Here is a 25,275-nt window from a genome sequence, read left to right as displayed (position 1 = left end):
CCAGTCGGCAGAAATGTTTTTCCGTGCTCATTTCCGAGGAGCGGGCCGCCGTGCCCAGTCGCGGTTCCAGTTGAGCCACATGTCCCGTACGGTCTGGTGCACTTGGGAGCTGCCGGCGCGCAGCTCGGTGGTGTACGCCTGGACCGCTTCCTTGCCCACCAGCCGCGCTCCGCCGGTGAAGTAGGAGCCCCGGACGTGCCGCGGTGAGCGGTACTTGCCCCACAGCAGGATCTTCATCAGCGGCCAGAGGGTGAACACCCCGGACGGGCACCGGTCGTCGGGGTCCAGGGTGCCCCACACCGCCGGGGCCAGTCCGCTCTCGGCCAGCAGCTCGTAGATGCGTGCGATCGCCTGCTTCTTCGTCAACTCGCCCGCACGATAGGCGAGTACGGCGTCCCGCGACTGGTCGAACATCCGCTCCACCCAGGGGTTGTCCATACCCTGGAGACCTCGGTACGGCGGCTGCTCCAGCATGTCGAAACAGGCCGGGTCGTGCGTCTTCTCGAACGTCACGGCGACCTGGTTCTGGGCGTTCGTGCCGTACAGCGTGGTGATGGTCCACACGCGGTTCCAGGCGTTCCACAGGTCGAAGTCGTCGAACGCGATGTAGCTGCAGGACACCAGGTCGTCGTAGAACCGGAACATGCGCTTGGTCCAGTGATCCAGGTACGCGAACCGGGAGGTGTCGAAGTCGTCCTGGCGCACCGCGTCGATCAGCCGGTGGCTCAGCGCGTTCAGTGCCATCACGGTGACGGCGAGACCGCTGGAGAAGAGCGGGTCGATGAAGTCACTGGCGTGCGGCAGCAGACACCACCGGTCGCCGACCACCTTCTGCGAGGCGAACTGGGTGCGGTCGGTGGACACGTACGGCCGGACCGCCCGTGCCCGCTCGAACTGCCGGGCCACACTGGGGAACCGGCGCACGTACCGCCAGAACTCCTCCTCCGCCGAGATGTCCTCCGGCCGGGGGTGCTGGTCGAGATCGAGGTTGATGCCGACACTGCACAACTGGTTCGTGCTGGTCGACTGGTTGTCGAACGGGATGACCCAGAACCATCCGCCCGGGAACATGTGGTGGAGCGTTCCCTGGCTGAACGGGCTGGGCATTCCGTGCTGTTCACGCGAAGGCGCCACGGCGTCGAAGGGGCGCACGTCCACCATGTGCGTGAAGATCGTGCGCGACCTCGTGCGGTAGGGCGGTTCCTGCCGCAGCCCGAGGCGCTCGGGCAGGACCGCCCGCATGCCGCCGGCGTCGACCACGTACGAAGCCCGGAAGGTGCCCCGGTCCCGGGTGACGAGAGTCGCGCCGTCCTCCTCGAACTTCACGTCGTCGACCATGGTGTGGGTGTACGCGGTCACGCCGTAGGACACGGCGACGTGGAACATGTACGCGTCCACGTCCTGCCGGAAGTAGTGCGAGTCGGGACCGAGCGGAGGTCCCCAGGTGGGGTACTGGGTGCACTCGTCGGGCCGGGTGGGCTCACCTTCCCGGTGGTAGATGAAGCTGAAGTTTCGCTTGACCCCGCTGTTCGACGACACGTGGCGGCGCAGTGCCGCGTTGGTCGCCAGGTGCTCGAGCTCAGGGACGTCGTAGCGGCGGGCCAGGACCCGGAGGCCGAACGTGGTCTCGGGGACGGTGGACTCTCCGATGGCGAACCGGGGGTGGCCGCTGCCTTCGAGCAGCAGCACACGCACTCCGTGACGTGCGAGTACGGTCCCCAGCATCGTCCCGCCGATGCCGCCTCCGACGATGGCGACATCGAAAACACGCTGGTCTTCTTGCATGTCTGCGGTTCCTTTCGCGACGGGAAGGGCGAGTCGCCGGGCTCCCCGGTCACCGGTGGGTGACCGGGGAGCCCGGCAGCACCCGGCGCAGCCCGCAGGCCACCACCCGGGCGGAGAAGGACACGGCGAACCGGGGGGTGGGCGCCAGTCCGGCCAACAGGCGGCGGTCACCAGGCACTTGCCGCTCGCCGCGCCCGGTGACGTCCAGCCACACGCCGAAGTGCAGCAGCCGCGCCTCGGGTCCGGCGTCGCGAGCGGGGAACGGCCGCATGTGCTCGCGCACCGCACGCGTGAGGGTCGTGCGCCGCACCGTGCCCACCTGGTGCCGGGCCAGGAAGTGGTCGAGCAACTGGGCGGAGCGGCACGGGAATCCACCGCGACCGAGCGGAGTGCGCCCTACCAGCCCGGCGTCGTGGAACGCCGCGGCGGCCAGCAGGCCGACCCGGTCGTAGGCGGTCCCGTGGGTCCGCGCACAGGCGTCGGCCAGCAGGAACGTCCGCAGAGAGTGCACGGCGACGTGGGGTGGCAGGAGCCGGCACATCTCCTTCAGCGCGGCGCCCGCGAGGGGGTGCCCGAGCAGCTCCGCGAGGGCCGGGCGGCCGAGCAGAGGCTGCCATGCCTCGGGCAGCGCCTTCGGTGGATCGGGGTGTGAACTCGCCCCGCTCCCATCGGAATCGGAGACCTCCGGCGTCTCAGGGCCTGCGGCCATGGCTCAACCCACCTTGTCTCGCAACCTGTTGGCTGTGTCCTTCTCACCTGTCTTTACGCCCGGGCCGCCCCCGCCCCCCGCCCCCCGTCTCCCAACGCTCCGTTCGTGTAAGCGCGTTGGCGTGCAACCGACGGCGCGCGATACCGGTAACGCGCTCCGGGCGTACGGTCCGGCCCTCCATTCGCAGGCGTGGCCTGTTCGAATGAATGAGCCCTACTCACCCGTGGTGGTGGTGCGGGTGCGGGTGACAGTCAGGAGGATGCGCCCTGCGCTCCCACTGGTGGAAGATTTCTGTAGTAAACCCCGTGAGGTGCGGGGAGTGTTGAGGGCAGGACCGAATCTCGCCTGTGCTGAAATGCGGTGTTGGTATGGCCAGTTTCCCGATCAGTGACGATTTGCGACTTTCGGCGGAAATCGATGCGTCGGCTCTGACGGATGTTCCCGAAGGGCCGCCTGAGAGAATTCTGCTGACGGGAGCCACGGGATTCCTCGGCGGTTTCCTGCTCGCCGACCTGCTGGATGCGACCGACGCTCGAATCCACTGCCTGGTGAGGGCGGAGTCGGCCGCTCAGGCCCGGGAGCGGCTCGCCGGTCAGTTACGCGCCCGGGATGTGCCGGTGCACCACATGTCCCGGGTCGACGTCGTGCCCGGCAGCCTGGCGAAGCCGCGGTTCGGCTTGACCGACGAGGAGTTCTCGGGCCTCTCGCGCGGCATCGACGTCATTTACCACTGCGGTGCTTGGGTCAATCTTCTGGCGAGTTACCCGATCCTACGCGGTTGCAATGTGTCGGGAACCCAGGAAATCCTGAGACTGGCGACCCGGGCCCGCCGAATTCCCGTGCATTACATCTCGACGATGGGGGTGATCCCGGCGGCCCGAGAGGCCGGGACCGGTGTCTCCGGTTACTGCGCCACCAAATGGGTCGCCGAGCAGTTGGTCGCGCAGGCCGCGGACCGCGGATCGCCCACGATGGTGCACCGGCCCGGTGTGATCCTGGCGGACTCGCGCACCGGCCTGGCGGGGAAGTCGGACTGGTTCGTCCACCTGACGACGGCGAGCATCCGCGCCGGCTGCGCCCCCGACCACCCCGGTCTCCTGCCGGTGGGCACGGTCGACTTCACCAGCCGCGCCATCGTCGACCTGTCCCTGAGTCGGCGTGCCCGAGGACAGGTGTTCCACGTGATCGATCCCGAACCGCTGCCCTTCCGGTCGTACTTCCAGGGCTTCGCGGACGCGGGTGTCGACCTTCCGCTCGTTCCGTTCGACACCTGGCTGGAGCGGCTTCGCGACCTGGGCGACGAGGTCCCCCGCAGCACCATGCGGCTGGCCGTCGAGACCCTCCGGCAGATGATCCCGGCCCCGGGGCAGGACACCGCCGGCCCCACCGCGGCGTCCGCGCACCGCGCCCCGCCCGTGCTCGACTCCGACTACTTCCGCAGGGTGCTCGCCTTCCTGAGCCGCGACGTCATGCTGCCCGCCCAGTGACCCACGCGCGGTCCTCTCCTCCCGTCCCTCCCGTGGACCCCTCCCCGCATCTCATCAGCTGGAGTTTCCGCATGTCCCCTTTCACTCTGGAAGACCTGGCGGCGATGGTGGCCGAGATCGCCGGCGCCGAAGCGGCCCGGGCGATCTCGGAGCAGTCGGCCGACGCGCCCTTCACATCGTTGGGGTTCGACTCGATGGCCGTCATCGAACTGGCCGAGCGGATCCAGGAGCGCTACGGCGTTCCCATCCCGGACGAGGCGGTGCACGACCTGCGCACCGTCCGGCGGACCCTCGACTACGTGAACGGCCAGGCAGCCGTCGCCGCGGCGGACGGAGCCCGCTGATGGCCCGGGGCGCGGGACGGCTGACCGGCATCGGCGTCTACCGCCCCGGTGGCCTGCTCACCAGCGCCGAACTCGACACCAGGTTCGGCCATGAGGAAGGCTGGATCGAGCAGATCACCGGAATCCGGACCAGGCTGAAGGCCGACCCCGACGACACCTTCGTCGAGATGGCCGCGCAGGCGGCGGACAAGGCCCTGGCCCACGCGGGAGTGCTCGCCGAGGACCTGGACTGTGTCCTGTTCTCCTCCGCCAGCAGCGTCGGCCAGGCATCGTGCCGGGCCGCCAGTCTCACCCACCGCATCGGAGCCGGCCGGGCCGGCGGGTTCGACGTCAACGGCGGGTGCGCCGGGTTCAGTTACGGGCTGACCCTGGCCTCCGGACTCATCGCCGCACAGCAGGCGCGTCAGATCCTGGTCGTCGCCGCCGAGCGGCTGAGCGACATCACCGACCCCGACGACTGCGGGACCGTCATGGTCTTCGGCGATGCCGCCGGGGCCGCGGTGGTCAGCGCCGCGGAGCACGGCGGGATCGGACCGGCGGTGTGGGGAACCCACGGCCCTGGTGAGCCCTGGATGACCAGCGCCCCGCCCAAACCCGGTGCCGCCCGCCCGTACATGCACATGGACGGCACCCGGGTGGTCCGCTGGTTCGGTTCGCACATGCCGCAAGTGGCCCGGGACGCACTCGACGCGGCCGGGCTCACCTGGGACGACATCGGCGCCTTCGTGCCGCACCAGTGCAACGGGCGGCTGATCGACGCGATGGTGCGCCGACTGCGCCCGCCCGCGCACGTGGCGATCGCCCGCAGCATCGTCACCGACGGCAACACCAGTTCGGCGTCCATCCCGCTGGCTCTGGAGTCGCTGCTCGCCTCGGCCACCGTACGGCCCGGCGACAAGGCGCTGCTCCTGGGCTTCGGCGCCGGGCTGACCTGGTGCGCCCAGGTGGTCGAACTTCCGTAAGGAGCACCTCATGAACGTCACGTCCGCGTCCCCCGCGGTCGACCTCAGGCCCGACAGCGAACCCGAAGCCGGTGTCGTGGCCCGTCCCCTGTCCCGTCTGTCCGACGCCGATCTCGGCACCCTGCTGATGATCCGCCACTTCGAACTGGCCGTGCTGGAGCTGTTCTCCCAGGGCCGGCTGCACGGCACCACGCACACCTGCCTCGGCCAGGAGTACATCCCCGTCGCGCTCTACCCGCTGCTGGACGAGGGCGACTACGTCTTCAGCAACCACCGCGGGCACGGCCACTACCTGGCCCGCTTCCACGACCCGCACGGTCTGCTCGCGGAGATCATGGGGCGGGCCGGTGCCGTCTGCCACGGCGTAGGCGGCAGCCAGCACATCTACCGCGACCGCTACCTGTCGACCGGCGTACAGGGCCAGAGCCTGCCCGTCGCCGTGGGAGTCGGCCTGCACCTGAAGCGGGCCGAGCCGGGCCGGATCGCGGTGGTCCATATCGGCGACGGCACCTGGGGCGAGGGCGCCGTGTACGAGGCGCTCAACATGGCGCAGCTGTGGCAGGTCCCGGTGCTCGTCGTGGTGGAGCACAATGGGATCGCCCAGTCGACACCGACCGAGCGGCAGATGTCCGGCACCGTCGAGACCCGGGCGGCGGCCTTCGGCGTCGGGCACCTGCGGATCGACTCCGTGGACGTCACCGACGTACGCGCCGCCCTCACCCCCGTGGTCGAGCAGGTCCGCGACCGGCACCGGCCGTACGTGGTCGAGTGCGTCACCCACCGCGTGGGCCCGCACAGCAAGGGGGACGACACCCGCGCGGCCGAGGTCCGTGAGCGAGCGGCCCGGCACGACTGGTACCGCCGCTACCGACAGGACCATCCCGCACAGTCCGCCGCCGCCGACCAGGAACAGGCGGAGGCCGTCGCCGCCGTCGTACGAGAGGTCGGCGCGCGTCCGGCGTCCCGATGGGAGGCCCGATGACCAGGCGCCAGCGCGTGGCCGAGAACCTCAACAGCGCACTGCACCACCTCCTCGGCTCCCACCCCGGCACTTATCTGATCGGCGAGGACGTCGCCGACCCCTACGGTGGGGCGTTCAAAGTGACCCGGGGGCTCTCCGACCGCTTCCCGGACCGGGTGCTCTCCTCACCGCTGAGCGAAGGCGGCATCGCCGGCGTGGGCGCGGGCCTGGCCCTGGCCGGCAACCGGTCCGTGGTCGAGATGATGTTCTCGGACTTCGCCGCGCTGGCCTTCGACCCGCTGCTGAACTTCGCCGCCAAGTCCGTGTCGATGTACGGCCGCAGGGTCCCGATGAGCATGGTCGTCCGCTGCCCCACCGGCGGCAACCGGGGGTACGGCCCAACGCACAGCCAGAGCCTGCAGAAGCACTTCCTCGGCATTCCCTCGCTGCACCTGCGGGAAGTCTCCCCGTTCCACGACAACCAGCGCGTACTGACCGCGATGCTCGACCGCGAGGAGCCCGGTGTGCTCTTCGAGGACAAGGTGCTCTACACCCGCGCCATGTACCAGGCGGGGGTCGTGGACGACCTCTTCCGCTACGAGGTGCTGGCCGATCCCAGCGAGACCGCCCGGGTGTTCGCGCCGGACTGCGGGCCCCCCGACTGGATCGTCCTGGCCCCGGGCGGGCTCACCGAGCGGGCCGTCACCGCCCTGCGCACCCTGCTCCTCGAAGAGGAGATCACGTGTGAACTGCTGGTGCCCTCCCAGCTCTACCCCTTCGACAGCAAGGCGCTGCTCCCGGTGCTGTCCCGTGCCGACCGCATCTGTGTCATGGAGGACTCCACGGCCGACGGGACCTGGGGCGAACTGCTCGCACAGCAACTCCACGAGCAGCTGTGGAGCCGACTGGCCCGCCCGGTGCTGCCGCTGAGTGCCGAGCCGAGCATCGTACCGACCGCGGCGCACCTGGAGCACGACGTGCTGCTCCAGCCGTCCACCATCCACCGCGCGATCATGGAGGCGACGAAGTGATCGGCATCGAGCTGCCCACGCTCAACACGAACGACTCCAGCTACACCCTGGTCGAGTGGCTCGTCCCCGACGGCAGCAGCATCGAGGGCGAGGAACCGCTGGCGGTCGTGGAGACCTCCAAGGCCAGTGAGGAGATCGAGAGCACCGGCCCCGGAATCCTGCACGTCCTCGTCGTCGGTGGCCAGGACTGCAGGCCGGGGCAGACCATCGCCTACCTCTTCGAGTCGGCCGAGGAGCGCGACTCCTACCGGGCGTCGGCCGCCACCCCGGCGGCGACATCCGCACCCCCCGGCGCGGAGCTGAGCATCACCAACGCGGCCCGTGCGCTCGCCGACCGCCACGGCGTGTCCGAGGCCGAGCTGTGCGGTCTCGGGCGCACGGTGATCCGTACGGCCGATGTCGAGGCCCTGGTGCGGCGGGCCGCGTCGGCGCCCCCCTCCCCCCAGCGCCAACTGTCGAAGCGACAGCGGACGGTGGGGGCGGTGGTGACCGAGTCGATGCGGACCGTTCCGGCCGCGGCCGCCTACGCCAAGGTCGACGTCGGACAGGCGGAGGAACTGGCCCGCCAGCTGTCCGAGCGCACCGGCAGTTTCGTCTCCCTGCCCGTCCTGCTGATCAAGGCGGTGGCGCGCCGGCACGCGGCACACCCCCTGATGTTCGCCGCGCTCACCGACGACGACGGCGCGGTACGCGAGAGCGAACGGGCCCATGTGGGCGTCACCATGGACGCGGGCCGGGGTCTGTACACCCCGGTGGTGCACGACGCCGCCGAGCTGAGCAGCGACCGGATCGCCGACCTGCTGACCGGCTTCCGGAGCAAGGCGTTCCGGGGCACGTTCCAGGCCGCCGAACTCGCCGGGGCCAACATCATGGTCGCCCCGCACACCACGGAGGGCATGGTCCTGGCCACCCCCATCGTCTTCCCCGGCCAGACCTGCGTGATCTCCATCGGCGCCGTCGACGACCAGGTGCTCCTGGACGCGCAGGGCACCCCTCGCAGCCACCGGTTCGTCCACCTCGGCCTGGTCTACGACCACCGGGTGGTCAACGGCAGGGACGCGATGGCCCTGCTTGAGGACGTCAAGGCCGAGCTGGAGGCACCGGCCGCGCTCGGCTGACCGCCGACCCGCCACCACGGAACCCCGCCACCCCGGGGTACCGCCCGTCGGACCGGAAAGGACACCCCTGACATGACCACCGACACCACCCCCCACAGCCGCGCCTACGACCTGCTCGCCTCGGTTCTCAGCAGGAAGTTCGAAGTGCCCCCCGAGGCCATCGTCCCCACCGCGACCTTCGAACAGCTGGACCTCGACTCGCTGGCCGTGGTGGAGCTCTTCGTCGTACTCACCGAGGAACTCGGCATCGAAGTACAGGACGGCGAGGCCGACCCGGACCTCACCCTGGCCGGCGTGGCCGACCTCATCGCCCAGGCCGTCAAGCCGTGACCGGCGCCCGGCCCGACGTCGCCGTCACCGGGATCGGCCTGGTCACTCCGGCCGGCACCGGCCGCGAGGCCACCTGGGACGGCGTGTGCGCGGGCCGCCCCACCGCCCGGTACGTCCCCGAACTCAAGGGTCTCCCGGTCGACTTCGCCTGCCTCGTACCGGACTTCTCCCCCCGCGGCCACGTCCCCGGCTCACGCCCCTGGCAGTACGACCGCTTCACCCAGTTCGCCCTCTACGCCGCCCTGGAGGCGGTCTCCGACGCCGGCCTGGACCCTGCCGACTGGGACGCGGACCGCGTCGCGGTGGTCTTCGGCAGCTCGGCCGGCGGCACCGGCACCATGCTGGAACAGCACCGCAAACTGCTCGAACTGGGCACGGCACGCGTCTCACCGCTGCTGCTGCCGATGTTCCTGCCCAACATGGCCACCGGACAGCTCACCATCCACCTGCGTGCCCGGGGCCCGGCGCTGTGCACGGTCACCGCCTGCGCCTCCGGCGCCACCGCCATCGGCACCGCCCTGCAACTCCTGCGCTCCGGGGCCTGCGACATCGCCGTCGCGGGGGCCTCCGACGCGGTCGTACAGCCCTTCTGGGTCACCGGCTTCGACCGGATGGGCGCGCTGTCCCGGCGCGGCGACGACCCGCGGGCCGCCTCCCGGCCCTTCGACACCGCCCGGGACGGCTTCGTCATGGCGGAGGGCGGTGCGGCCCTGGTCCTGGAGCCGGCGAGTGCGGCCAGGGCCCGCGGACGCCCCGGCTACGCTCTGCTGGCGGGCTACGGAGCATCGTCCGACGCCCACCACCCCGTGGCACCCGACCCCGAGGGCAAGGGCGCCGCCCTCGCCGTGCGGCGGGCCCTCGACGACGCCGGAGCCCGCCCCGCGGACGTGCAGCACATCAACGCGCACGGCACCAGCACGCCGCTCAACGACGCCGCCGAGGCCCGTCTGATCCGTCGCCTCTTCCCCCACCAGCCCTCCGTGACCTCGGTCAAGGGCACCCTCGGCCACCTGCTCGGCGCGGCCGGGGCGGTCGAAGCGGCGATCACCGCCCTGTCCGTGGCCCACGGCCGGGTGCCCCCCGTGGCCAACCTCGAGAAACAGGAAGGAGACACCGAGATCAACGCCGTCACCGGCACCAGCCGGGCGCAGCCCGTCGACCTCGCCCTGAGCCATTCCTTCGGCTTCGGCGGCCACAACGCCGTACTCGCCTTCAGAAGCTGCCCCACCGAACCGGCCCAGGAGCCAGCCGCTCCTTCACCGTGAGCATCTCCAGGCGGCGGCAGCGGCCATCCGAACGACCTCTCCGCCGGCCGCCGCCGATCCCGCTACGAGCCCAGCGCGCTCAGCCCGCGCCTCCGCCGGTCACTCAGGTTTCTCTACCGTCAGCGGCAGGAGTTCCTTGCCGGTGGGGCCGATCTGGATGCCGGTGTCCATCAGTGGCCGGTCCCGTACATCCGAAGCAGGATGTTGCAGTCGGCGACCGTGGTGCTGTCGTACTCCATCCCCGCTGCCTTCCGGAGCTGACCGAGCCGCGCGAACTCGGGGCAGCCAGGTACCGGGCGGGGCGCAGGGCGCTCCTCCCGAATCGCCAGCTCCACGCTGTTGCACGGATTCACCCGAGGGCAGCGAGAGCCTTCGCGATCAGGGCGCGGGCTTCGGCTCCGCGCACAGCCGATCGGGACAGCTCGGGGAAGGCTCGGAGGTAGGTACGGATCTCGCCGGGCCACGGCCACCTGGTTCTGAAACGCCGTCACAAACGTTCATGATCACGATGGCCGTAACCATGCCCGCAGACACCCCACCATCTCGCTGACCAGCCTCAACACACAACGCAGCCGCATCTGCGGCTGCCGTGATGGAGTGAATTCTTTCCCCCGGTCGAGGGATCGTTGCGGAATTCGATGGACGCGAGACTGAGAAGTCGGCTCGAACTCCGAGCCATTCCCCAACGAAAGGGAGAAGACCGTGAGTTTCCTCAATCCCCGTATCCCCGGTGCCAACTCGGACGACGTCGTCACGGACATCACCGAGGCCCCGCACCGCCTGCGTGCGGTCGCCCAGGCCTGCGGAGCGCAGGTCATCGCGACCGTCGACGTACAGGCGGGAGAAGACGACTGGAACACCCCGCCCACCGAGGAGCATCCGCGTCCGGTGGTGCTCGTGCACGGCACCTTCGGCAACCGGGGCTACACCTGGAACACGGCGACACCGCTGCTACGGCAGCACGGTCACCGGGTCTTCCGGCTCGACTACGGCCAGCACGGCAACCCCGTGATCTTCGGCCTGGGCGACATCAAGCACTCCGCCCGGCAGCTCGCGGACTTCGTCGACGAGGTGCTGCGCCGGACCGGCGCCCAGGAGGTCGACGTGGTCGGCTTCTCGCAGGGCGGCATGATGCCGCGCTACTACCTGAACGCCCTGGGCGGAGGACCCAAGGTGCGCAACTTCGTCGGCATCGCGCCCAGCAACCACGGAGTCACGGCACAGGGGCTGATGAACCTCGCCCGCCAGATTCCCGGCGCGGTGGAACTCCTCGAACAGGGCGCCGTCGGGGAGGTCGTGCCGGCCTGGCCGCAACTCCAGCACGACCACCCCTTCCAGCGCGAGCTGGCCGATCTCGGCGAGACGACGGAGGGCGTCCGCCACACCGTCATCGCCACCCAGTACGACGACGTGGTCACTCCGTACACGTCGTGCGCCCTCGCGAAGATCGAGGGCCGCTACGTCAACAACATCGTCCTCCAGGACATCGACCCGGACGACCACACCCCGCACGTGAGCATGCCCTACAACGCGACCGTGCTGAAAGAGGTCCTCAAGGCCCTGGCCGACTGAGCCCTGCTGGCGTCCAGGAGAACGCGGGCGACCAGCGCCGGGTCGTCGTTCATCGGGACGTGGCCGCAGCCGGGCAGCCGTACCAGGCGGGCCCGCGGAATGGCGTGCTTGGCGCGTATGCCCTGCCGGGGCAGGAGCAGCCGGTCCCGGTTGCCCCACGCCACGGTGACGGGGACGCCGGGCACGTCGTCGGTGAACAGCACGCTCCGTCCGGCCCGGAGCGTCTCGGAGAACCCCTGCGCGTGTGCGAGCGCCAGCGTCTCGGCGACGACCGCCTCGGGGGAGCGGCGGCCGGGGCGGGCGTAGATCGTACTCGTCAGCGCGGTGCGGCCGACCGCGGTGCGGGACAGCCGCTCGACCAGCGGGAGGGGCAGGCTCCGGGCGGTCCGGCGCATCCCCATCAGGACGCCGAAGGCGTAGCGCCGCTCGGCCTGCGTCCAGAAGCCGGCCGGGGACAGTGCCGTCACCGACCGCACCAGGTTCTCGCGGCCGAGCTCCAGGGCCAGCAGACCGCCCAGCGAGTTGCCGGCCACGTGCGGCCGGTCGAGCCCCAGCGCCGCACAGAAGGCGCCGAGCACCGCGCTCGTCGTCGGCAGATCGTGCGGCAGGCTGTGCGGCAGCGCGGATGACTGCCCGAACCCCGGCAGGTCCACGGCTATCACCTCGCGCTCGGGCGCGAGGATGTCGACCACCGGGTCCCAGGCCTGCCGGTGGTGACCTATGCCGTGCAGCAGTAGCAGCGGCTCGCCCTCGCCCACGCGCGTGTAGGCGAGGGTGATGTCCTGCGGGCCGTGCTCGGTGGGGGCGGTGAAGGAGAGCGTTGCGGACATGGGGCTCCTTGTTGCTCCTTGTCGGGAACACATGTTGTGGGAACACGTGTTGTGGGAACACGCGTTGGGGGAACGCATGTCGCCGGGAACAGATGAACGAGGACGTTGCGTAGACACTTTGTCAGTAAGAGCTACCGACGGGTAGCCCCCGGTCGCCGGTCGGCTTCGGGCGGGGGTGATTCCGCCTGGACACGGCCGCACGCGTCCGCTGGGATGGAACGGTGACCACCGAAACCGCGACCGATGTCTTCGAAGAGCACCGCCCCGTCCTCCTGGGGGTCGCCTACCGCATGCTCGGCCGCCTCGCCGACGCGGAGGACGTCGTCCAGGAGGCCTGGCTGCGCTGGTCCGGCGCCGACCGGTCCGGCGTCCGGGAGGCGCGCGGATACCTGGTGCGCGTCACCACCCGCCTGGCCATCGACCGGCTGCGCCAGATCAAGTCGCGGGGCGAGACGTACGTCGGTCCCTGGTTGCCGGAGCCCTATGTCACCGACTTCGGGGACGCCGTGCCGGACACCGCCGAGCGGGCCGTCCTCGCCGACTCGGTGTCCTTCGCCGTGCTGGTCGTCCTGGAGTCGCTGTCACCGCTGGAGCGGGCGGTCTTCGTCCTGCGGGAGGCGTTCGGCTACCCGTACGCCGAGATCGCCGCCATGCTGGAGCGCGGGGAGGCCGCGGTGCGGCAGCTCGCCGGGCGGGCCCGCAAGCACGTCGACGAGCGGCGGCCCCGCTACGACGTCGACCCGGCGCAGCGCCGGGACCTCACCGAACGCTTCCTCGCCGCCGCGGTCGACGGCGACCTGGAAGGGCTGATGGCGCTGCTCGCGCCGGACGTCCGGCTGGTGGGCGACAGCGGTGGCAAGTCCAAGGCGCCGCTGCGCGTGGTGGAGAGCTCCGACAAGGTGGGCCGTTTCCTGCTCGGCGCCGCACAGAAGGGGATCCCGGACTTCTCCTTCCGGTTCCTGGAGCTCAACGGCGGCCCGGCTCTGCTGGCCCTGTCCGGGGGCAGGCCCGACTCCGTCTTCCAGCTGGACGTGGCCGACGGGCGCATCCAGTCGGTGTACATCATTCGCAACCCGGACAAACTGCGCGTACTGGAGGCCCTCGCCTAGCCGCGCGCCATCCGCCGCGCCCCCAAGCCCCCGTCCCGTGACGGGGGCTTCGCCGTCCTGTCGCGGGATTGGTCTTGACCAAGGGTGTGGGCCGTTTTATGGTCGCAGACAACTGCAACAACCTTTAATAAACAAGGGCGTCAAAACGCCGCCGGACACGGCGATTGCGGAGGACAGGGTGGGGACCACGCAGTTGGAATCGGTGCCGGAACCGAAGTACTGGCATCTCAGGACCGTGCTCAGCGAGGCCCTGGACTCGGAGTTCTCGGTGGGCGAGGTCCTGCCCAACGAGCGCGACCTCGCCGCCCGCTTCGGCGTCGCCCGCGCCACGCTCCGGCAGGCCCTGGAACAGCTCGAACTGGAAGGCAGGCTCCAGCGCCGCCGAGGCGTCGGTACGACCGTCGCCCCGCCGCGCGTCGGCGTGGCCGTCGGTACCGAGCGACACGCCTGGCCGGGAACGGCCGGTGACGCCTGGGAACCGGCCGACTGCGTGCCGGCCGCTCCGCCCGCGGCCGTCGCCGACGCCCTGGGCACCGGCCGGGACGAGACCGTGCACATCGTCCGCCGCTCCCGTGTGTCGCACGGCCAGCCCGTAGCGGCGGAGCTGCTCTACGTCCCGCCGGCCTCGGTGCCCGACCTCACCGCCATCGACGCGCCCTCCGGCGCCGCACGCGCGCGGGTCGTGCTCCGCGAACTGCAGCGCGGCGAACTGGAGCGGCGGGAGAGCGCCGTGGAACTCGGGTCGGCCGGAGCGGAGGACGCGAAGGAACTGGACCGGCTCCCGGGAGCGCCCGTCCTCGTGGTCACCACCCGATACCTCGCCGAGGGCCGCACCGCCGCGCTCTCCGTCGCCACCTACCGCGCGGACACCTGTCGGCTGACGTTCGGGGACTCCGGCGACCTGGAGATCCACCACGGCCCCGAGACCCGCGCCTCCTGAGTCCCGGACGGCCCGGGCACCTTCTGAAGGCCGGACCCCGCCTCTGCTGCGGACCGGCGCGGCTCAGCGCCGGGCCGTCGCCCCCTCCACCGCGAACAACTGCTCCTCCACGTGGTCGAGGGCCAGCCGCAGCGAGCCCGTCGCCACCGCGGCCTCGCCGAGGAGCGACAGGGTCACCTTCGGCGGGCGCAGGCAGTAGCGGGCCAGCTCCCGGCGCAGCGGCTCCAGGACGCCGTCCAGCCCGGCCGCCCAGCCGCCGACGACGACGAGTTCCGGGTCGAGGGCAAGCACCAGCGCCGCCACGTCGTGCACCAGCCGCTGGATGAAACGCTCGACGGCCGCGCGTGCCCGCTGGTCGCCCTCACGGGCCTCGGCGAACACCCTGGCGACCGCCTGCTCGTCCAGCGGGTGCAGCGGCCGGCCCGTGGTGGACAGCAGCGTCTCCGGCGTCACGTCCCGGCCCAGCAGATGCAGTGCGCCGATCTCGCCGGCCGCCCCGCCGTACCCCCGGTGCAGCCGCCCGCCGATCAGCGCCCCGGCGCCCGGGCTCAGCCCGGCCAGCACGAACACGATGTCGTCGGACTCGGTGGCGGCGCCCTTCCAGTGCTCGGCGACCGCCGCCGCGTTCGCGTCGTTCTCGACCAGCACCGGGCACTTGAAGGAACGGCTCAGCCGTTCACCCAGCCGCAGCCCCGTCCACTCGGGCAGCGCGGTGCTCAGCCGCACCGTGCCGTCCGCCTCGACGATCCCGGGCGTCGCCGCGCCCACGGCCCGCAGCGAGCCGCGCGCGACACCGGCCCGGCGCAGCAGTTCGGCGACCGCGCTGCGCAGCCGCTCCAGCCGCTCGTCCGCCGGGGCGGTCTCGTCGACGTCCTTGGCCTGGGCGCCGATGACCCGGCCGTCCAGGTCGGACAGGAGCGCGGCGACGCGGTGCGGCCCGATCTCGAGACCCAGCAGATGCCCGGCCTCCGCCCGGAACCTGAACCGCCGTGCGGGCCGCCCCTGCCGTCGGGCCGCGCCCTCGTCGGCGGCCGCCTCGACGACGAGACCCGCCTCGATGAGCCCTTCGACGACACCCTCGACGGTCGGCCGGGACAGCCCCGTCACCCGGGTGATCTCGGTCAGCGTCGCGCAGTCCGTGGCACGCAACGCGTGCAACACCACAGCGGAGTTGATCCTCCGCAGCAGCGACGGATCCCCGCCGGTCAGCCCGCCCAACGTCCGTCCTCCCAGCTCGTGCGCGTGTTGGCCGGATCGTACTCGGCCCGCTCCGCCCCGGCGAGTGCCGGTCCGCCCGTTCCCGGCCCGCCGGAGTGCCTCACCCCGGCGCCACGAAGCCCGACTCGTACGCCGTGATCACCGCCTGCGTGCGGTCCCGTGCCCCCAGCTTCGCCAGCACCGAGCTCACGTGCGACTTCACCGTCTCCGTGCCGACGACCAGCCGGGCGGCGATCTCCGCGTTCGACAACCCGCGCGCCATCAGCCGCAGCACCTCGCCCTCCCGCTCGGTCAGCTGTGCCCGCTCCAACACGGCGCGAGCCGCGCGGTTCCCGCCGCCGTCGCCGTACTCGGCGGCGAGCTGCCGCACCGAGGCCGGGAACAGCAGGGACTCGCCCTCGGCGATCAGCCGCACCGCGTGCACGATCTCGGCCGGCCGGGCCCGCTTCAGCAGGAACCCGTCGGCGCCGGCGCGCAGCGCCTCGTACACGTACTCGTCGTTCTCGAAGGTCGTCACGACGAGGATCTTCGGCGGATCGGCCACCGTCCGCAGCAGTGCGCGCGTGGCCTCGATGCCGTCCAGCAGCGGCATCCGGACGTCCATGGCGACCACGTCCGGCCGTACCTGCCGCACCAGCGGAATGACCGCCGCCCCGTCGGCCGCCTCGCCGACCACCTCGATGTCCGGCTGCGCCTCCAGCACCGCCCGCAGGCCTGCGCGTACGAGGGGTTCGTCGTCGACGAGGAGCACTCTGACCGGCATCCGGCCAGCGTAGATCAGCCCGGCGGCAGCTCGACGCGCACCTGCCAGTCACCGGTGTCGTCGGGCCCCGTGTGCGCCCGCCCGCCCAGCAGCGCGGCCCGCTCGCGTATGCCGCGCAGCCCGCTGCCGCGTCCGGGCGTGACTCTCCCGTCCGGCAGCGGATTGCGCACCTCCAGGGTGAGCGCGCCGTCCGCGACCTCGACGCGGACCCGCGCGGGCACCGCCCCCGCGTGCCGCAGCACATTGGTCAGCGCCTCCTGGAGGATGCGGTAGCCCTCGCGGGAGACCGGGCCCGGCAGGGTCTCCAGCGGGCCCGTGACGTCGGCGTCGACCTTGGCCCCCGACGCGCGGGCGGACTCCAGGAGACGGTCGGCGTCCGCGAGGGTCGGTCTGGCACTCACGGGTTTCTCCGCCTCCCGCAGGACGCCGAGCACCCGCTCCAGGTCCTCCAGGGCCGCCCTGCCGGTCTCCTCGATCGCGGTCAGGGCCCGGTCGGTGAACTCGGCGCTGTTCGCCGCGCGGGCGGCCCCCGCCTGCACGACGGCGACGGTCAGCGCGTGGCCGATGGAGTCGTGCAGCTCGCGGGCGATGCGGTTGCGCTCCAGGAGCTGCTCGGTGCGCTCCTCGAGGGCGGCGAGGCGTTCCGCGGGGGAGGGGCCGAGCAGGCGGAGGGCGAGCCGGGTGATCAGCTCTCCCGAGCCGACGACGACCACGGCGAGCAGCACGAGCGGCAGCGGCGAAAGCAGCGCGTACCACCAGTGGTGGTCCGCGAGACGGAGGTACGAACCGTCCCCCTGCTGCCCGCCTCGTGCCAGCGTCACCAGGTCGATGGAGAGGAGGGGGAGCTGGACGGTGAGCATCGCGACGCAGAAGCCGAGGAACAGGCGGGCCTCCAGCCACACGACCGTGCGTCCTCGGTCGGCCCACGTGACGGACGGCGCGACGACGATGTCCGTCCTTGAGTCGTCCGGCCGATGGCCGGTCAGCAGCAGCCTGGCCTGCATGCCTTCCACCACTCGCATCGCCGGCACCAGACCGGCCACCGCCAGCGGCACCACCGACGCGAACGCCCACTTGTCGTCGACGAATATCCACATGGCCGGCCACACGACGGCCATGAACAGATGCAGCCATCGTGTGTACGTCACCGCCCGGCCGAACGGGCGCAGCAAGTGGACCATCACGTCATCGTGCCAGCCGCCACTGACAGCCGGCCTCCCCCGCACGGGGGAGACGATCTCCACCGGCGGGGGAGGACCCGCCCCCGTGCGAACCGGCACGGTGGTGCCATGACCAGCATCGACGTCCAGAACCTCACCAAGGAGTACGGCACCCGACGAGCCGTCGACGACCTCACCTTCACCGTGCGCCCCGGCCGGGTCACCGGCTTCCTCGGCCCCAACGGCGCCGGGAAGTCCACCACCATGCGGCTCGTCCTCGGCCTCGACCGGCCCACCGCCGGGACCGCGACCGTCGGCGGACGCCCCTACGCCGCCCTCCACGAGCCGTTGCGGCACGTCGGCGCCCTGCTCGACGCGCACGCCGCCCACGGCTCGCGCACCGCCCGGAACCACCTGCGCGTCCTGGCGGCGAGCAACCGCGTACCGTCGCGCCGGGTCGACGAGGTGATGGAGGAGACGGGCATCGCGTCGGTGGCACGCCACCGGGTGAGGACCTACTCCCTGGGCATGCGCCAGCGGCTGGGCATCGCCGCCGCCCTGTTGGGCGACCCCGAAGTGGTGATGCTGGACGAGCCCTCCAACGGGCTGGACCCCGAGGGAATCATCTGGATCCGCGAACTGCTGCGCCGGCTCGCGGCCGAGGGACGCACGGTCCTGGTCTCCAGCCACCTGATGAACGAGACCGCGTCCTTCGCCGACCACCTGGTCGTCCTCGGCCGGGGCCGCCTGCTCGCCGACACGCCGATGCGGGAGTTCATCGACGCGCGCGTGCAGCCGCGTGTCCGCGTCCGTACGTCGGACGCCGACGCGCTGAAGGCCGCCCTCGCCCGGCACGGCCACGACGCCGTGGAACACGACGACGGGTACTGGACCGTGCACCACGCGCGCGTGGACGACATCGGCCGGATCGTGTCCGGCGCGGGCGTACCCGTCCTGGAACTGACATCGGACGAAGGCACGTTGGAACAGGCCTATCTCGACCTGACGGCCGCCGAGGCCGAGTTCACCGCACAGCCCCAGGAGGCCTGACCATGTACTTCACGCCCGTACTCCGCTCGGAGGCGCTCAAGGTCCGCACCCTGCGCTCGCTGTGCGGCACCCTGCTGGCCGTGTTCGCGGTCACCACCGCCTTCTCCGCGCTGGCCGGGGTCTCCGACACCTCCGACCCGGACTTCGACCCGCTGTTCATGTCCCTCTCCGGCGTCATGCCCGGCCAGATCGCCGCCATCGCCTTCGGGGCCATGGTCGTCTCGTCCGAGTACCACGGCAACGGGATCCGGCTCTCCCTGGCAGCCGTTCCACGGCGCGGACCGTGGTTCGCGGCGAAGCTCGTGGTCGTCGCCGTACCGACCCTCACCGTGGGGCTGCTCACCGCGTTCGTCGCCCTCGTCGCGGCCCGGGCGGGCCTCGGCTCGGCGGCGAGCGGACTCACCACCGGAGAACAGGTACGAGGCGTCGTGGGCTGCGGGATCTACTTCATGCTCATGGCCCTGCTCGCGGCCGGCCTCACCGCCCTGTTCCGCAGCGGCGTGGCCACTCTGTCCACCCTGATCCCGTTCGTCCTCATCGTCTCCTTCGTGATCGGGGACGTGGCGGGCGGCGTCACCGACTTCCTGCCGGACAAGGCAGGGCAAGTCGCCCTGTACCAGACGCACGAGGGAACTCTGGGGCCCTGGGCCGGTCTCGCGGTGACCGCGCTGTGGGCGACGGCGGCCCTCCTCGCCGGCGCCTGGCGGCTGCGCAGCCGGGACGCCTGACACCGTCCGTGACTGACGCCCCGCCAATTGTCAGTGGCGGCCGGTTTACTGGACTGCATGAACATCGCGCAGCACATCGCCCTCATCGACGAGTTGTGCTTCCGGCCCTTCCCGGCGGAGCACGGCCCGTCGACCGGGGGCGGCGGGGGGCCGGGCCACTTCGTGGCGGTGCTGGAGAGCAGCCACGGCCTGCGCGGCGGCGACCAGGGAGAGCGGGCGGTGACGGTGGGCCAGTACGAGAAGTGCCGCGACGCCCTCTACGAGCGATTCGCCCCGCGCTGGGGAGAGACGGACCCCTGGAATCTGCAGACGGTCCTGCTGCGGACCGACGAGGAGGAGATACCCGAGCCGTGGGCCGGTCTCAGCGCCCGCGCGGGCGTGGCGTACCTGTGGGAGGCGGAGGGCACCGGCCGCTGGGTCGCGGTGGCCGTCGCCGACCGGGACGAGACGGACGAGGTCCGGCTGCTGGCCGTCGTCACGGAGCAGGCGCCACCGTGACCGCCCCTCACGCCCGCACCTACGCCTCCGCCTCCGCCGCGACCCGCAGCCGGGCGAACTCCTCCGCCATCGTCTGGGCCGTCCAGTGCGCGTTGAGCCCGCTGGGGTTGGGCAGCACCCACACGCGCGTGTCCCCGATCGTCCGCTCCTGCGGACCCACCCGCGCCTTCCGGTCGTCGAACGCGGCGCGGTACGCGGTGACACCGACCACGGCCAGCCAGCGGGGCCGCAGCCGCGCCACCTTCAGCGCCAGCAGCCGGCCGCCCTCCCGGTACTCCGCGGCGGTCAGCTCGTCCGCCCGCGCGCTGGCCCGCGCGACGACGTTCGTGATGCCGAGCCCGTACGACGGCAGCTCGCCCTGCTCCGACGGCTTCAGCAGCCGCGGCGTGAAGCCGGACAGATGCAGCACCGGCCAGAAGCGGTTGCCGGGACGGGCGAAGTGGTGGCCCGTCACCGCCGTCATCAGGCCGGGGTTGATCCCGCAGAACAGCACGTGGAGGCCGTCCGCGACGACGTCCGGTACGAGACGGTCGCGGGCGGCCTCCAGCTCGGCCCTGGTGAAGCGCGTCAGAGGATGGCTCCCGGGGTGTAGCCGGCGGCCGCCGGGTGCTGCTTGACGATCTCCTCGATCCGGCCGACGAGGACGCCGACCTGGTCGGCCGCGGCGCCGGTGAAGGACAGCTTGTCGGCCATCAGCGCGTCCAGCCCGGCCCGGTCCAGCGGGATGCGCTCGTCGGCGGCCAGCTTGTCGAGCAGTTCGTTGCGCTCGGCGCCCTGCTCGCGCATCGCCAGCGCGGAGGCCACGGCGTTCTCCTTGATCGCCTCGTGCGCGACCTCGCGGCCGACACCGGCCCGCACCGCGCCCATGAGGACCTTGGTGGTGGCGAGGAACGGCAGGTAACGGTCCAGCTCCCGGGCCACGACGGCCGGGAAGGCACCGAACTCGTCGAGCACGGTCAGGAACGTCTCCAGCAGCCCGTCGAGGGCGAAGAACGCGTCGGGGAGGGCCACGCGGCGCACCACCGAGCAGGACACGTCGCCCTCGTTCCACTGGTCGCCCGCCAGCTCGCCGGTCATCGACGCGTAGCCGCGCAGGATCACCATCAGGCCGTTGACGCGCTCGCAGGAGCGGGTGTTCATCTTGTGCGGCATCGCCGAGGAGCCGACCTGGCCGGGCTTGAAGCCCTCGGTGACCAGCTCGTGCCCGGCCATCAGCCGGATCGTCTTCGCCAGCGAGGACGGCGCCGCGGCCAGCTGCACCAGCGCGGTGACGACCTCGTAGTCCAGCGAGCGGGGGTAGACCTGGCCGACCGAGGTGAACGCCTGCGAGAAGCCCAGGTGCCCGGCGATCCGCTGCTCCAGCTCCGCGAGCTTGCCCGCGTCCCCGCCGAGCAGGTCCAGCATGTCCTGAGCGGTGCCGACCGGGCCCTTGATGCCGCGCAGCGGGTAGCGGCCGAGCAGCTCCTCCACCCGGCCGTGGGCGACGAGCAGCTCGTCGGCCGCGGTGGCGAAGCGCTTGCCCAGCGTCGTGGCCTGAGCGGCGACGTTGTGGGAGCGGCCGGCCATGACCAGCTCGGCGTACTCACCGGCCAGCTTGCCCAGCCGGGCCAGGACGGCGACGGAGCGGTCGCGGATCAGCTCCAGCGAGAGCCGGACCTGGAGCTGCTCGACGTTCTCCGTCAGGTCGCGGGAGGTCATGCCCTTGTGCACGTGCTCGTGCCCGGCGAGGTCGTTGAACTCCTCGATCCGCGCCTTCACGTCGTGCCGCGTGACCTTCTCGCGCTCGGCGATCGAGGCCAGGTCGACCTGGTCGAGGACGCGCTCGTAGTCGGCGATCGCGGCGTCGGGCACCTCGATGCCGAGGTCCTTCTGGGCCCGCAGCACGGCGAGCCAGAGCTGCCGCTCGAGCTTCACCTTCTGCTCGGGCGACCAGAGCGTGGCGAGCTCGGCGGAGGCGTAGCGTCCGGCGAGGACGTTCGGGATGCGGGGCTTGGCGGGAGCGGAAGTCACGTGAACGGATTCTACTGGCGATTCCTGCAGGCCAGCCCCACGGGGCCCTTCGTCGGAACCTACGAACGGCGCGTGCGCCCGGGGATCACGGCGCCAGGTCCTCGTACGGCAGCAGCTCCGGACGCTTGGGCGGCAGGCCGTCCCCGGACGACCGGCCCGTCAGCCTGCGGCCTATCCAGGGCAGCAGGTACTGCCGCGCGAACCGGACGTCAGCGGTCCGGCGCATGACCCACCCCGGCGGCGGCGTCGCCGGGATCGGCGCGTGCCACTCGGGATCCTCGGGTTCGTAGCCGAGCGACTGCCACACGGCCTCCGCGACCCGGCGGTGCCCCTCCGCGGTCAGGTGCAGCCGGTCCACGTCCCACAGGCGCGGGTCGGCCAGCGAGTCGGCCCCGTACAGGTCGACGACCACGGCGCCGTGCCGCGTGGACAGGTCGTCGATGATGGCGAACAGGGCCTCCATGCGCGGCCGGAACCGCTCCAGCACCGGACCCTGACGGCCCGGACTGCGCATCAGCACCAGCTGCTTGCAGTTCGGCGCGAGCCGCTCCACGGCCTGCGTCAGCAGATCCCGTACCCGGGCCATGTCGCACTTGGGCCGCAGTGTGTCGTTGAGCCCGCCGACCAGCGTGATCACGTCGGCTCCCATGGCCGCCGCCACGTCGACCTGCTCGTCGACGATCTGCCCGATCAGCTTCCCGCGCACCGCGAGGTTCGCGTACCGGAAACCGGGGGACCGGGCGGCCATCCGAGCGGCGAGGAGGTCGGCCCAGCCCCGGTAGGAGCCGTCGGGCAGCAGGTCCGACATGCCCTCCGTGAAGGAGTCGCCGACAGTGACAAGGCTGGCGTGAGTGGGATTCGTCTGCATGGCGACAGAAATGGTAGCGCCTGCACATACCCGCCGGTCGGTCGCCCTTCGCCGGGCCTGGGAGAGCCATGAGGAGGCTCACGTCCGCTGTCCGAACAGCTCCCGCAGCACGTCCTCCATGGTCACCAGGCCCGCCAGCCGCCCGTCGGAGCCGATCACGGCCGCCAGATGCGTACGGCTGCGGCGCATCGCGGTGAGCACGTCGTCCAGCGGGGTCCGCTCCCGGACCCGCGCGATGGGCCGCATGTCCCGCAGCCGGAACGGCACGTCCCGCGGCGAGGCGTCCAAAGCGTCCTTCACGTGCAGATAGCCGACGATCCGCCGCCCGTCGTCCACCACCGGGAAACGGGAGAACCCGGACTCCGCCGACAGCCGCTCCAACTGCTCCGGAGTGATGCCCACGCGCGCGTGGACGACGCGTTCCAGCGGCAGCACCACGTCCCGCACCGGCCGCCGGCCCAGCTCCAGGGCGTCGTGCAGCCGTTCCTGGGCCCGGTCGTCGATCAACCCCGCCTCACTGGCGTCCTTGACGATCTCGGCCAGCTCCGCGTCCGTGAAGGTCGCCGAGACCTCGTCCTTCGTCTCGACCCTGAGCAGCTTGAGCAGCGCGTTCGCGAAGGCGTTGACCGTGAAGATCACCGGGCGCAGCGCTCGCGACAACGCCACCAGCGGCGGTCCGAGCAGCAGCGCGCTGCGCACCGGCTCGGCCAGCGCGATGTTCTTCGGCACCATCTCGCCGAGCAGCATGTGCAGATACGTCGCCAGCGCGAGGGCGATCACGAAGGACACCGCGTGCCCCGCGCCGGACGGCATGCCCACCGCGTGGAACACCGGCTCCAGCAGGTGCGCGATCGCCGGCTCCGCGACCACACCGAGGACCAGCGTGCACAGCGTGATGCCCAGCTGGGCCGCCGCCATCAGCGCCGACACATGCTCCAGACCCCACAGCACGCTCTTGGCACGCCGGTCGCCCCCCACCCCCGCCGCCCCCGCAGCTCCTGCCTCGACGTACTGCTCCACCTGGCTGCGGCGCACGGAGATCAGCGCGAACTCGGCGCCCACGAAGAACGCGTTGACGACGAGCGTCGCCAGACCGATCAGCAGCTGTACGGCGGTCACCGGCCGGCCTCCCCTTCGTCTGCGTCGTCGGCGGCGGTGCGCGCGTCGTCGAGCGGCGCGTGCAGCAGTACCCGGGCCGCCCTGCGACCCGTGGCGTCCACGACGTCCAGCCGCCAGCCGGCGACCTCCAGAGTGTCGCCGACGGCGGGGATGTGCCCCAGCCCGGCCGCGACCAGCCCGGCGACCGTCTCGTAAGGCCCCTCGGGCACCCTGAGTCCCAGACGCGACAGCCGGTCCACACGGGCCGCGCCGTCGGCCCAGTACAGGGCGTGCCCCTGCTCGTCGGTGCCGGCCGTGTCCAGCTCGGGCGTCTCGTGCGGATCGTGCTCGTCCCGCACCTCGCCGACGACCTCCTCGACGATGTCCTCCAGCGTGGCCACGCCCGCCGTCCCGCCGTACTCGTCGATCACGACGGCCATCGTGCGCCGCCCGGAGAGCCGGTCCAGCAGCCGGTCGACGGTCAGTGACTCCGGGACGAGCAGCGGCTCGCGCATCAGCTCGGCGACCGGCATACCGGGCCGCCGCTCGGCGGGCACCGCCAGGACGTCCTTGACGTGCGCGGTGCCCACCACGGCGTCGAGGGTGTCCTGGTAGACGGGGAACCGGGACAGCCCGGTAGCCCGCGTCGCGTTCGCCACGTCCTCGCACGTCGCCCGGGCGTCGAGGGCGACGACCTGCACGCGCGGGGTCATCACGTTCTGTGCCGTCAGGTCGGCCAGGTTCAGGGTCCGTACGAACAACTCGGCGGTGTCCGCCTCCAGCGCGCCCTCCTTGGCCGAGTGCCGGGCGAGCGCCGCCAGCTCCTGCGGCCCACGCGCCGAGGCCAGCTCCTCGGCGGGCTCCATACCGAAGACGCGCACGATGCGGTTGGCCGTGTTGTTCAGGTGGGTGATGAAGGGCCGGAAGGCGGCGCTGAACCAGCGCTGCGGACCGCCCACCCGCTTGGCGACGGCCAGCGGTGAGGAGATCGCCCAGTTCTTCGGCACCAGCTCGCCGACGATCATCAGGAAGACCGTCGACAGGGCCGTGCCCAGCACCAGCGCCAGCGAGGAGGCCGCCGAGCGCGACACCCCCACACTCTCCAGCGGGCCCGAGATGAGCGCCGCGACCGAGGGCTCGGCGAGCATGCCGACCACCAGGTTGGTGACCGTGATGCCGAGTTGCGCCCCGGAGAGCTGGAAGGTCAGGTTCCGTACGGCCTTCAGGGCGCTCGCCGCGCCCCGCTCGCCGCGCGCCGCCGCCCGCTCCAGTTCGCCGCGCTCGACGGTGGTCAGCGAGAACTCGGCCGCGACGAAGGCGCCGCACACGAGACAGAGCAGGATCGCCACCAGCAGCAGGAGCACTTCGGTCATCGGGTCACCTCGGATCCATGATCGGCCAGGACGCGGAGGATCGCGCGACGTCGTGCGCCGAGGGAG

The 25,275-nt window shown here is 71.7% G+C and carries 25 protein-coding genes; 14 read left to right on the top strand and 11 right to left on the bottom strand.

Annotation, left to right across the window (positions count from 1 at the left end; genetic code table 11):
- Window positions 1–27 precede the first annotated feature (27 nt).
- Together ACFW48_RS32130 and ACFW48_RS32125 are read right to left on the bottom strand one after the other, a co-directional pair.
- Entirely contained in the window at window positions 28–1,785 is a 1,758-nt protein-coding gene (locus tag ACFW48_RS32130) for an NAD(P)/FAD-dependent oxidoreductase (RefSeq protein WP_386320952.1), read from the bottom strand.
- 49 nt (window positions 1,786–1,834) lie between these two features.
- The gene (locus ACFW48_RS32125; RefSeq protein ID WP_386320950.1) at window positions 1,835–2,494 is read right to left on the bottom strand and encodes a hypothetical protein; all 660 of its coding nucleotides are present in this window, start codon (window positions 2,492–2,494) and stop codon (window positions 1,835–1,837) included.
- 347 nt (window positions 2,495–2,841) lie between these two features.
- Here ACFW48_RS32125 and ACFW48_RS32120 point away from each other — a divergent pair, with 347 nt between their 5' ends.
- The 9 genes from ACFW48_RS32120 to ACFW48_RS32080 all read left to right on the top strand — a co-directional run bounded on the left by ACFW48_RS32120 (window position 2,842) and on the right by ACFW48_RS32080 (window position 11,564).
- The gene (locus ACFW48_RS32120) at window positions 2,842–3,981 is read left to right on the top strand and encodes a thioester reductase domain-containing protein (RefSeq protein ID WP_386320947.1); all 1,140 of its coding nucleotides are present in this window, start codon (window positions 2,842–2,844) and stop codon (window positions 3,979–3,981) included.
- A 71-nt stretch (window positions 3,982–4,052) separates the two neighbouring features.
- The gene (locus ACFW48_RS32115; protein ID WP_386320944.1) at window positions 4,053–4,325 is read left to right on the top strand and encodes an acyl carrier protein; all 273 of its coding nucleotides are present in this window, start codon (window positions 4,053–4,055) and stop codon (window positions 4,323–4,325) included.
- Window positions 4,325–5,287 carry a ketoacyl-ACP synthase III gene (locus ACFW48_RS32110; RefSeq protein WP_386320941.1) on the top strand — a complete coding sequence of 321 codons (963 nt, stop codon included), beginning with the start codon at window positions 4,325–4,327 and terminating at the stop codon, window positions 5,285–5,287. The genes ACFW48_RS32115 and ACFW48_RS32110 overlap by 1 nt, the downstream gene beginning before the upstream one ends.
- A 10-nt stretch (window positions 5,288–5,297) precedes the next feature.
- The gene (locus ACFW48_RS32105; protein WP_386320938.1) at window positions 5,298–6,269 is read left to right on the top strand and encodes a thiamine pyrophosphate-dependent dehydrogenase E1 component subunit alpha; all 972 of its coding nucleotides are present in this window, start codon (window positions 5,298–5,300) and stop codon (window positions 6,267–6,269) included.
- The gene (locus ACFW48_RS32100; RefSeq protein WP_386320935.1) at window positions 6,266–7,279 is read left to right on the top strand and encodes an alpha-ketoacid dehydrogenase subunit beta; all 1,014 of its coding nucleotides are present in this window, start codon (window positions 6,266–6,268) and stop codon (window positions 7,277–7,279) included. Before ACFW48_RS32105 ends, ACFW48_RS32100 begins: the two co-directional genes overlap by 4 nt.
- Window positions 7,276–8,397, top strand: a complete 1,122-nt coding sequence (locus ACFW48_RS32095; protein WP_386320932.1) for a 2-oxo acid dehydrogenase subunit E2 — start codon at window positions 7,276–7,278, stop codon at window positions 8,395–8,397. Before ACFW48_RS32100 ends, ACFW48_RS32095 begins: the two co-directional genes overlap by 4 nt.
- Window positions 8,398–8,469: 72 nt before the next feature.
- Window positions 8,470–8,727 carry an acyl carrier protein gene (locus ACFW48_RS32090; RefSeq protein ID WP_386320929.1) on the top strand — a complete coding sequence of 86 codons (258 nt, stop codon included), beginning with the start codon at window positions 8,470–8,472 and terminating at the stop codon, window positions 8,725–8,727.
- Entirely contained in the window at window positions 8,724–9,992 is a 1,269-nt protein-coding gene (locus tag ACFW48_RS32085) for a beta-ketoacyl-[acyl-carrier-protein] synthase family protein (RefSeq protein ID WP_386320926.1), read from the top strand. Before ACFW48_RS32090 ends, ACFW48_RS32085 begins: the two co-directional genes overlap by 4 nt.
- A gap of 702 nt (window positions 9,993–10,694) precedes the next feature.
- On the top strand, window positions 10,695–11,564 hold the full coding sequence (locus ACFW48_RS32080) for an esterase/lipase family protein (protein WP_386320924.1): 870 nt from the start codon (window positions 10,695–10,697) through the stop codon (window positions 11,562–11,564).
- Here the strand turns inward: ACFW48_RS32080 and ACFW48_RS32075 are convergent.
- Window positions 11,516–12,394 carry an alpha/beta fold hydrolase gene (locus tag ACFW48_RS32075; protein WP_386320921.1) on the bottom strand — a complete coding sequence of 293 codons (879 nt, stop codon included), beginning with the start codon at window positions 12,392–12,394 and terminating at the stop codon, window positions 11,516–11,518. The genes ACFW48_RS32080 and ACFW48_RS32075 overlap by 49 nt on opposite strands.
- Before the next feature lie 221 nt (window positions 12,395–12,615).
- Here ACFW48_RS32075 and ACFW48_RS32070 point away from each other — a divergent pair, with 221 nt between their 5' ends.
- Together ACFW48_RS32070 and ACFW48_RS32065 are read left to right on the top strand one after the other, a co-directional pair.
- The gene (locus ACFW48_RS32070; protein WP_386320919.1) at window positions 12,616–13,503 is read left to right on the top strand and encodes an RNA polymerase sigma-70 factor; all 888 of its coding nucleotides are present in this window, start codon (window positions 12,616–12,618) and stop codon (window positions 13,501–13,503) included.
- Window positions 13,504–13,681: 178 nt separating this feature from the next.
- Window positions 13,682–14,443: a GntR family transcriptional regulator gene (locus ACFW48_RS32065; RefSeq protein WP_386320917.1), complete on the top strand. Its 762-nt coding sequence runs from the start codon at window positions 13,682–13,684 to the stop codon at window positions 14,441–14,443.
- A gap of 63 nt (window positions 14,444–14,506) precedes the next feature.
- On the opposite strand, the gene ACFW48_RS32060 is transcribed toward ACFW48_RS32065, so the two are convergent.
- The 3 genes from ACFW48_RS32060 to ACFW48_RS32050 form a co-directional block, all read right to left on the bottom strand.
- Window positions 14,507–15,661, bottom strand: a complete 1,155-nt coding sequence (locus ACFW48_RS32060) for an ROK family transcriptional regulator (RefSeq protein ID WP_386320914.1) — start codon at window positions 15,659–15,661, stop codon at window positions 14,507–14,509.
- A gap of 100 nt (window positions 15,662–15,761) precedes the next feature.
- The gene (locus ACFW48_RS32055) at window positions 15,762–16,424 is read right to left on the bottom strand and encodes a response regulator (protein ID WP_375905653.1); all 663 of its coding nucleotides are present in this window, start codon (window positions 16,422–16,424) and stop codon (window positions 15,762–15,764) included.
- A 14-nt stretch (window positions 16,425–16,438) separates the two neighbouring features.
- Window positions 16,439–17,605, bottom strand: coding sequence for a sensor histidine kinase (locus ACFW48_RS32050; RefSeq protein WP_386320912.1), 1,167 nt, complete (start codon window positions 17,603–17,605; stop codon window positions 16,439–16,441).
- A 108-nt stretch (window positions 17,606–17,713) separates the two neighbouring features.
- Between ACFW48_RS32050 and ACFW48_RS32045 the strand changes: the two genes are divergently transcribed.
- Genes ACFW48_RS32045 through ACFW48_RS32035 form a run of 3 tightly spaced genes read left to right on the top strand, consistent with a single transcriptional unit; the run spans window position 17,714 to window position 19,860 of the window.
- Window positions 17,714–18,634: an ABC transporter ATP-binding protein gene (locus ACFW48_RS32045; protein WP_386320909.1), complete on the top strand. Its 921-nt coding sequence runs from the start codon at window positions 17,714–17,716 to the stop codon at window positions 18,632–18,634.
- 2 nt (window positions 18,635–18,636) lie between these two features.
- The gene (locus tag ACFW48_RS32040; RefSeq protein WP_386320906.1) at window positions 18,637–19,362 is read left to right on the top strand and encodes an ABC transporter permease; all 726 of its coding nucleotides are present in this window, start codon (window positions 18,637–18,639) and stop codon (window positions 19,360–19,362) included.
- A gap of 57 nt (window positions 19,363–19,419) precedes the next feature.
- Window positions 19,420–19,860, top strand: coding sequence for a hypothetical protein (locus ACFW48_RS32035; RefSeq protein ID WP_386320904.1), 441 nt, complete (start codon window positions 19,420–19,422; stop codon window positions 19,858–19,860).
- 19 nt (window positions 19,861–19,879) lie between these two features.
- On the opposite strand, the gene mug is transcribed toward ACFW48_RS32035, so the two are convergent.
- From mug to ACFW48_RS32010, 5 genes are all read right to left on the bottom strand, one after another.
- Entirely contained in the window at window positions 19,880–20,431 is a 552-nt protein-coding gene (gene mug / locus ACFW48_RS32030; RefSeq protein WP_386321186.1) for a G/U mismatch-specific DNA glycosylase, read from the bottom strand.
- The gene (gene purB, locus ACFW48_RS32025) at window positions 20,428–21,870 is read right to left on the bottom strand and encodes an adenylosuccinate lyase (RefSeq protein WP_386320901.1); all 1,443 of its coding nucleotides are present in this window, start codon (window positions 21,868–21,870) and stop codon (window positions 20,428–20,430) included. The genes mug and purB overlap by 4 nt, the downstream gene beginning before the upstream one ends.
- An 85-nt stretch (window positions 21,871–21,955) precedes the next feature.
- Window positions 21,956–22,738 (bottom strand): SGNH/GDSL hydrolase family protein, encoded by a 783-nt coding sequence (locus ACFW48_RS32020; protein ID WP_386320899.1) that lies wholly within the window; start codon window positions 22,736–22,738, stop codon window positions 21,956–21,958.
- Between the two features lie 78 nt (window positions 22,739–22,816).
- Window positions 22,817–23,857: a hemolysin family protein gene (locus tag ACFW48_RS32015; protein WP_386320897.1), complete on the bottom strand. Its 1,041-nt coding sequence runs from the start codon at window positions 23,855–23,857 to the stop codon at window positions 22,817–22,819.
- Entirely contained in the window at window positions 23,854–25,209 is a 1,356-nt protein-coding gene (locus ACFW48_RS32010; protein WP_386320894.1) for a hemolysin family protein, read from the bottom strand. The genes ACFW48_RS32015 and ACFW48_RS32010 overlap by 4 nt, the downstream gene beginning before the upstream one ends.
- Window positions 25,210–25,275 lie beyond the last annotated feature (66 nt).

This window comes from Streptomyces sp. NPDC058812 (assembly GCF_042744565.1).
Classification (GTDB): Bacteria; Actinomycetota; Actinomycetes; order Streptomycetales; family Streptomycetaceae; genus Streptomyces; species Streptomyces thinghirensis.
Note: the sequence above shows the minus strand (reverse complement) of the source record. Positions and strands in the feature narration are given on the sequence as shown.

Excerpts from the sequence above, each read along its gene's own strand:
- ACFW48_RS32130 (WP_386320952.1), bottom strand. The coding sequence starts at position 1,785 with ATGCAAGAAGACCAGCGTGTTTTCGATGTCGCCATCGTCGGAGGCGGC.
- ACFW48_RS32125 (WP_386320950.1), bottom strand. The coding sequence starts at position 2,494 with ATGGCCGCAGGCCCTGAGACGCCGGAGGTCTCCGATTCCGATGGGAGC.
- ACFW48_RS32115 (WP_386320944.1), top strand. The coding sequence starts at position 4,053 with ATGTCCCCTTTCACTCTGGAAGACCTGGCGGCGATGGTGGCCGAGATC.
- ACFW48_RS32110 (WP_386320941.1), top strand. The coding sequence starts at position 4,325 with ATGGCCCGGGGCGCGGGACGGCTGACCGGCATCGGCGTCTACCGCCCC.
- ACFW48_RS32105 (WP_386320938.1), top strand. The coding sequence starts at position 5,298 with ATGAACGTCACGTCCGCGTCCCCCGCGGTCGACCTCAGGCCCGACAGC.
- ACFW48_RS32100 (WP_386320935.1), top strand. The coding sequence starts at position 6,266 with ATGACCAGGCGCCAGCGCGTGGCCGAGAACCTCAACAGCGCACTGCAC.
- ACFW48_RS32090 (WP_386320929.1), top strand. The coding sequence starts at position 8,470 with ATGACCACCGACACCACCCCCCACAGCCGCGCCTACGACCTGCTCGCC.
- ACFW48_RS32075 (WP_386320921.1), bottom strand. The coding sequence starts at position 12,394 with ATGTCCGCAACGCTCTCCTTCACCGCCCCCACCGAGCACGGCCCGCAG.
- ACFW48_RS32055 (WP_375905653.1), bottom strand. The coding sequence starts at position 16,424 with ATGCCGGTCAGAGTGCTCCTCGTCGACGACGAACCCCTCGTACGCGCA.
- ACFW48_RS32050 (WP_386320912.1), bottom strand. The coding sequence starts at position 17,605 with ATGGTCCACTTGCTGCGCCCGTTCGGCCGGGCGGTGACGTACACACGA.
- ACFW48_RS32045 (WP_386320909.1), top strand. The coding sequence starts at position 17,714 with ATGACCAGCATCGACGTCCAGAACCTCACCAAGGAGTACGGCACCCGA.
- ACFW48_RS32040 (WP_386320906.1), top strand. The coding sequence starts at position 18,637 with ATGTACTTCACGCCCGTACTCCGCTCGGAGGCGCTCAAGGTCCGCACC.
- ACFW48_RS32035 (WP_386320904.1), top strand. The coding sequence starts at position 19,420 with ATGAACATCGCGCAGCACATCGCCCTCATCGACGAGTTGTGCTTCCGG.
- ACFW48_RS32020 (WP_386320899.1), bottom strand. The coding sequence starts at position 22,738 with ATGCAGACGAATCCCACTCACGCCAGCCTTGTCACTGTCGGCGACTCC.
- ACFW48_RS32010 (WP_386320894.1), bottom strand. The coding sequence starts at position 25,209 with ATGACCGAAGTGCTCCTGCTGCTGGTGGCGATCCTGCTCTGTCTCGTG.